General features: G+C 35.6%; 4 protein-coding genes. All 4 read left to right on the plus strand.

All coding sequences use genetic code 11. From position 1 onward, the window contains the following. Nucleotides 1-300: 300 nt before the first annotated feature. The 4 genes from J7K93_06715 to J7K93_06730 all read left to right on the plus strand — a co-directional run bounded on the left by J7K93_06715 (nt 301) and on the right by J7K93_06730 (nt 5,439). Nucleotides 301-555, plus strand: coding sequence for a type II toxin-antitoxin system HicA family toxin (locus J7K93_06715; GenBank protein MCD6116687.1), 255 nt, complete (start codon nt 301-303; stop codon nt 553-555). Next, on the plus strand, nt 552-887 hold the full coding sequence (locus J7K93_06720; GenBank protein MCD6116688.1) for a type II toxin-antitoxin system HicB family antitoxin: 336 nt from the start codon (nt 552-554) through the stop codon (nt 885-887). The genes J7K93_06715 and J7K93_06720 overlap by 4 nt, the downstream gene beginning before the upstream one ends. 367 nt (nt 888-1,254) lie before the next feature. Next, the gene (locus J7K93_06725) at nt 1,255-3,171 is read left to right on the plus strand and encodes an AAA family ATPase (GenBank protein ID MCD6116689.1); all 1,917 of its coding nucleotides are present in this window, start codon (nt 1,255-1,257) and stop codon (nt 3,169-3,171) included. Between the two features lie 330 nt (nt 3,172-3,501). Beyond that, nucleotides 3,502-5,439, plus strand: coding sequence for an NTPase (locus tag J7K93_06730; GenBank protein ID MCD6116690.1), 1,938 nt, complete (start codon nt 3,502-3,504; stop codon nt 5,437-5,439). The last annotated feature ends 177 nt before the right edge of the window (nt 5,440-5,616 follow it).

Below are 5,616 nucleotides of genomic sequence, written 5' to 3' on the forward strand. Positions count from 1 at the left end.
CTCTTATTGCATCAAGAGCAATTCTCGCCTTTAATTCATTGCTGTGTTTTTTTCTACCCATTTTGTGCCTCCTTTTTCTTGGAAACACACCTTAACATACTGTCTCATTTTTGGGGTCCACTATAGTTCTCTACACTAAATATTACCTATCTTGGCTTCAAAGCCCATCCAAAGCCCGAAGCGAGGCCATTAAAATTTGATGATCCATATCAAATCCTTGATCAATGTATTTGCCATTGTCATGAATCAATCCCGGGATAGCTCTTGACTGTGGTGGCAGAAAGCGCTACCATATTTATTATGAAAGCAAAACACCGGAAGACATTAGCGGCCATCTTTACCAAGCCTACCAAGGCAAATATCAAATTCATTGATATTGAGTCTCTGGTCAAAGCGCTTGGCGGTGAAGTTCGAGAGGGTGATGGTTCGCGGGTGGTCTTGGAATTTTCCGGCACAAGAGAATACGCCCATAGGCCGCATCCGGGGAAAGAAGCAAAGAAATATATGATTGAAAAAATTCGTGAATGGTTGACAAACTTGGAGGTGACGCCATGAACAGTATGACCTATAAGGGGTATTTTGCTAAAATCAATTTTGACGAACGGGATAGTATCTTTTGGGGTAAAGTGATTGGAATAAAAGACAGTATTACCTTTGAGGGTGAAACTGTAGCACGGCTCACCGAAGATTTCCACAACGCCATTGACCATTATCTTGCCGACTGCAAAAAAGAGGGACGCACCCATGATAAACCTTACTCCGGCAAGCTGACCTTACGCGTTTCCCCTAGCATACATGCCGAAATAGCCGCTGCCGCAGCTCACGCCGGGAAAAGCCTTAACAAATGGGTAACTGACACGCTGGATCAGGTTGTTCATTCCTGTTAACTGTTTATTGCTGAGGTAATTCAAGCACATAGTTTCAATCGCAAAACGGCTGTTCCAACAAAGACGTTCAGTAGACGCGGAGAACTGCGGCGGCGCTGACGCGGCAAATTTCTTGGCGCGCTACTGACGCAGAATGATAGGCTGAACCGCTGCGCGCTCCAGCCTATCGCCGCCGGATGCTTCGCCCTTGCCCTTAAAGGTTTCGCTTGCGCTCCACCTATCAAGGCCAATGGAGCCGACTGCGATTCTCAGTTTTGGCGCGAGCAAGCTCCCTCCAAAACCTGCGAGTCTCGCGGCTCATCCGGCGGCGTTCTGTGTAAAAATAACTTTAGATATGTAACAGGCATTAAAATACAGGGGGAATACGATGAAATTAATTGAAGTAGCAATTAAAAAATTTAGAAATATTATTGATTCGAATACCGTGAAAATTGAAGATGATATTACTTGTCTTGTGGGAAAAAATGAATCTGGGAAAACTTCTTTTTTACATGCCTTATATAGGCTAAACCCTGTTAGAACTAATGCTAAATTTGTTGTTGAAGATAATTACCCTGCTTGGTTAGAGAAAAAAGATAAAATGCAGGGATTAAATCTTAATGAAGTAGAACCTGTAACAGTAAAATTTCAGTTGGAATCCGATGATATCAAAATACTCAAAGATAAATTTGGTGATATATTGGAAGACGATGTGATTACTTTAAGTAAAAGCTATGAAAATACTTTATCAACCTCAATAAATTATGATGAGAATAAATATATTAAATGGATTTTGAAAGAATTATCTTTTTCTAAAGATGTTAGAAGTGACCTAACAAAATGCGCTTCTTTTATTGATTTAAAAAACATAGTTGAAGGTTATGAACAGCCCGAAGAAAGCAATGAGAAAGAACAAGAATCAATAGATACATTAAAAGAGCGTTTAAAAAATACAATCGGAGAAAATGATTGTCTTAACTCTGCAATTTTCAACACAATAAAAAATAAAATACCCAAATTCATTTACTTTGATAAATATAGCGGGCTTCCATATACTGTAAAGATCAAAGAGATATTAGAAGCATCGGAAGATAATCTGACAAATGAACAACTAACTGCCAGATCTTTGTTGAGAATGGCGGCAGCAGATGATGATTATTTATTAAATCCAGATTATGAAAGACGGAAAAGAGAATTAGAAAATATTGCCAATGCTTTAACCCAAGATGTCCTAAATTATTGGAGCCAAAACCCAGATTTACGCGTAAACCCTGATATTACACAAAAAACAATAACTGAACCTAATGGTCAAACAACAGTAATAGATGAATTGAAAATTAGGATTTGGGATAATAAACATTTCCTGTCATTACCTTTTACTGAACATTCAACGGGTTTTCAGTGGTTTTTTTCATTTTTAGCCGCATTTTCAGAATTTGAATATAGCAATGAACCAATTATTATATTATTAGATGAGCCGGGACTTGGACTGCATGGGAAAGCACAGGCAGATTTTCTTCGATTTATTGAAGAACGTTTAGTGATTAAAAGACAAGTACTATATACAACGCATTCACCTTTCATGGTTCAGCCCAACCATTTAGAAAGGACAAGATTAGTTGAAGAGAAAGATAGGGATAGTGGAAGTAAAATAACAGCTGAAGTTTCAACAACTGACCCAGATACACTTTTCCCATTGCAAGGAGCATTAGGTTATGATTTAGCTCAGCATCTGTTTATTTCTAAAAATAATCTCGTATTAGAAGGAACGTCAGACTTTACATATATTCAAATTATTTCTGATTTTTTAAAGGAGCAGAATCGTTCAGGGCTTCTTGACGAATGGACATTGGTTCCTGTCGGAGGTGCTGATTTAATACCAACCTTTGTAGCATTATTGGGTATCCATTTAGACATTACGGTTATAATTGATGCACGAAAAGAAGGCAATCAAAAATTATCAAATCTTGCACATAAAGGATATCTAAACCAGAAGAGAATTATAACATTGAATGAGATTACAAAAACAAAACTCGCGGATATTGAGGACATTTTTACGATTGATGATTATTTAAAAATTTACAATGAAGCTTTTGGAGAAGAAATAAAGAAGGAAGACTTAACTGGGACCGATCAAATCGTAAATAAAATAGCAAGATTTAAAGCAGTTTCCAGATTTAATCACGGTAAACCTGCTGATTATTTTTTAAGAAATAGAGATAAATTCTTGGATAGTATAAGTGATAAAACATTGGAGAATTTTGAAACATTATTTGAAAGAGTGAATTCAACTTTTGAAAAGTAGAAATGCATAAACAAAAGAACACAGAACAAAACGATTCACTGGATTGCAGGGGTCTCAGCCGCTTTGCAAAGTTTTAGTTTAACAAACTTTATTATCACGAATTAGTTTACTGGAAACCCCTGCAACCAGTGATCTTGGCGTTCGGGCGTGCTGCGCACGCCCGAATGCGGAGCTGAGCTATCGCTCCCTACCGCGGATTTATTCGGATGTGCGCTGATTCGCACACCCGAACAAATCCGCTGGAGCGAAAGTCGTTGCAGACTTCAAGCTTGCAGCTTGAGCCTGCCACGCCTTCGCTCAGCTCCGCATTAGCCTTCTATGAGGAATAAAATGAATTCGTCCAATAGTCATATAGAAGATTTTTTGAATTATTATTGTGCTCTTAAGAGCCCCCCTGAATATGCAATTATGTTGAAGGGAAAATGGGGATGTGGAAAAACATGGTTTATCAAAAAATATTGCGAAAAACTAAAACAAGATGGCCAAAATCATCTATATGTAAGCTTATATGGTATTACTTCTTATACTGAGATCGAAAATTTATTTTTTCAGCAATTACACCCAGTCCTCTCTTCCAAGGGAATGGCTTTAGCCGGTAAAATTTTAAAAGGTTTAATAAAAACAAGTATAAAAATAGATCTTGATGGTGACAACAAACCAGACGTAAATATCAAGTCTCAAGTTCCAAACATTGACTTGCCAGAACGTTTTAAAAGTGCAGATGGAAATATTCTAATTTTTGATGATTTGGAGCGATGTGGTATAAAAAAACAAGACATACTTGGTTATATAAACCATTTTGTGGAGCATCAAGGTTTTAAAGTCATTATCATTGCAAATGAAGAGGACATAATATCAAAAGATAAATGTGTAAACAGCCTTATTAAATCAGAGACTTTATACATCAAGATAAAAGAAAAATTAATCGGGAAAACTTTTGAAATAATATCTGACATTGATGAAGTATTAGATAACTTATCAAATTTACTTGAAAATGATGTAACAAAGAAAGAAATCAAAGATAACCTTAACACCGTAAAAGAAATTTATTTAGCATCTAACTACCAAAATCTTCGTCATCTTAAACAATCACTCTGGGATTTCGAAAGATTATTTTCTGTATTGCCTGCTGATATCACTTCAAATAAAGAATTTAGTAAAGATTTACTTCAAATATTTTTAGTGTATTCTTTTGAAATTAAGTCTGGGACAATCCTTCCAACAGAATTGAAAAAAATTACCTCAGGCTATTTTGATAGAATTTCCAAAGAAAAGAACAAAGAAAAATCTAAATATGAAACGCTGACCGAAAAATACAGCAATATAACATTTTATGACCACATATTTGAACTGTCAGCATGGGAGCTTTTTTTCGATAAAGGAATTATTGATAAAGAAATCATACTGGAATCCTTAAAAAAGAATAAGCACTTTCAGGATGAGAATACTGCAAATTGGGTGAAATTGTGGCATTTTAGAGATTTAGAAGATGATGCATTTTCTAAATTATACAAAATGGTTTCACAGGAAATCGCTAATAAAGAACACAAGGAAGTTGGAGTAATAAAACATATAATGGGTCTTTTTCTATCGTTTTCAAATTTGGGACTGATTAATGAAACTAAAGAAGTAATTATTGAAAACGCTAAGGGATATATAAACTACCTAAAATCAAACAATCTGCTTAGTCAATCAAATTCTAATCAATTTCCAGCATTCGAAGATGACACATGGGGTGGTCTTGGTTTCGCAGGCGAAGAACTGCCCGAATTTAAAGAACTAAATGAATATATAGCAAAAAAGACAGAAGAAATAAAAACTGAGAGCATGCCTGATGCTGGCAAGTCATTGCTTAAAATCATGGTATCCGATACCAGCAAATTCTATACGCAATTAGTTCATACTAACTCTGAAGATAATCTGTACTATGAAATACCAATTTTAAAGTATATAGACCCAGAGAGTTTTGTTACTGAGTTTGGAAAGCTCTCACCAGAAAACAAAAGGACAGTAGCCTACGCTCTTACAGGAAGGTATAAACACTCTATCTTTTTTGAAAAAATACATGAGGAAATAACCTGGTTAAAGCAAGTGAAATCAATCCTCTCTGAAAAACAAAAATTTCTGAGTGGTAAAGTCAGTGGATATATCATTAAATTAACTGTCAACAACCATGTCGATAAATCAATAAAGGTGTTAGAAGAATATAAAAAACAGGCTAACAAAATAAATTCAGCCGACGCAAAAAGCCGCGCGGCTGATTTGTGACGTTATCTTTCGCATAATTTTACTTGCATACACACAATTATAGTTATAAGGTGTATAAAAATGCAAGGGAGGTGTTCAATGAAACGTACAAATATTGTGATAGATGATAAACCTTTGGAAGATTGTTTAAGTGCTACCTGGGTTGAGACTTTGAAAGATCTTTTTTGAAATACATAA

It is taken from the genome of bacterium (assembly GCA_021158245.1).
In the GTDB taxonomy this organism is placed as follows: domain Bacteria; phylum Zhuqueibacterota; class QNDG01; order QNDG01; family QNDG01; genus QNDG01.

Bases quoted from the DNA above. Each gene is read 5' to 3' on its own strand.
- J7K93_06715 (MCD6116687.1), top strand. From the start codon at position 301: ATGAAAGCAAAACACCGGAAGACATTAGCGGCCATCTTTACCAAGCCT.
- J7K93_06720 (MCD6116688.1), top strand. From the start codon at position 552: ATGAACAGTATGACCTATAAGGGGTATTTTGCTAAAATCAATTTTGAC.
- J7K93_06725 (MCD6116689.1), top strand. From the start codon at position 1,255: ATGAAATTAATTGAAGTAGCAATTAAAAAATTTAGAAATATTATTGAT.
- J7K93_06730 (MCD6116690.1), top strand. From the start codon at position 3,502: ATGAATTCGTCCAATAGTCATATAGAAGATTTTTTGAATTATTATTGT.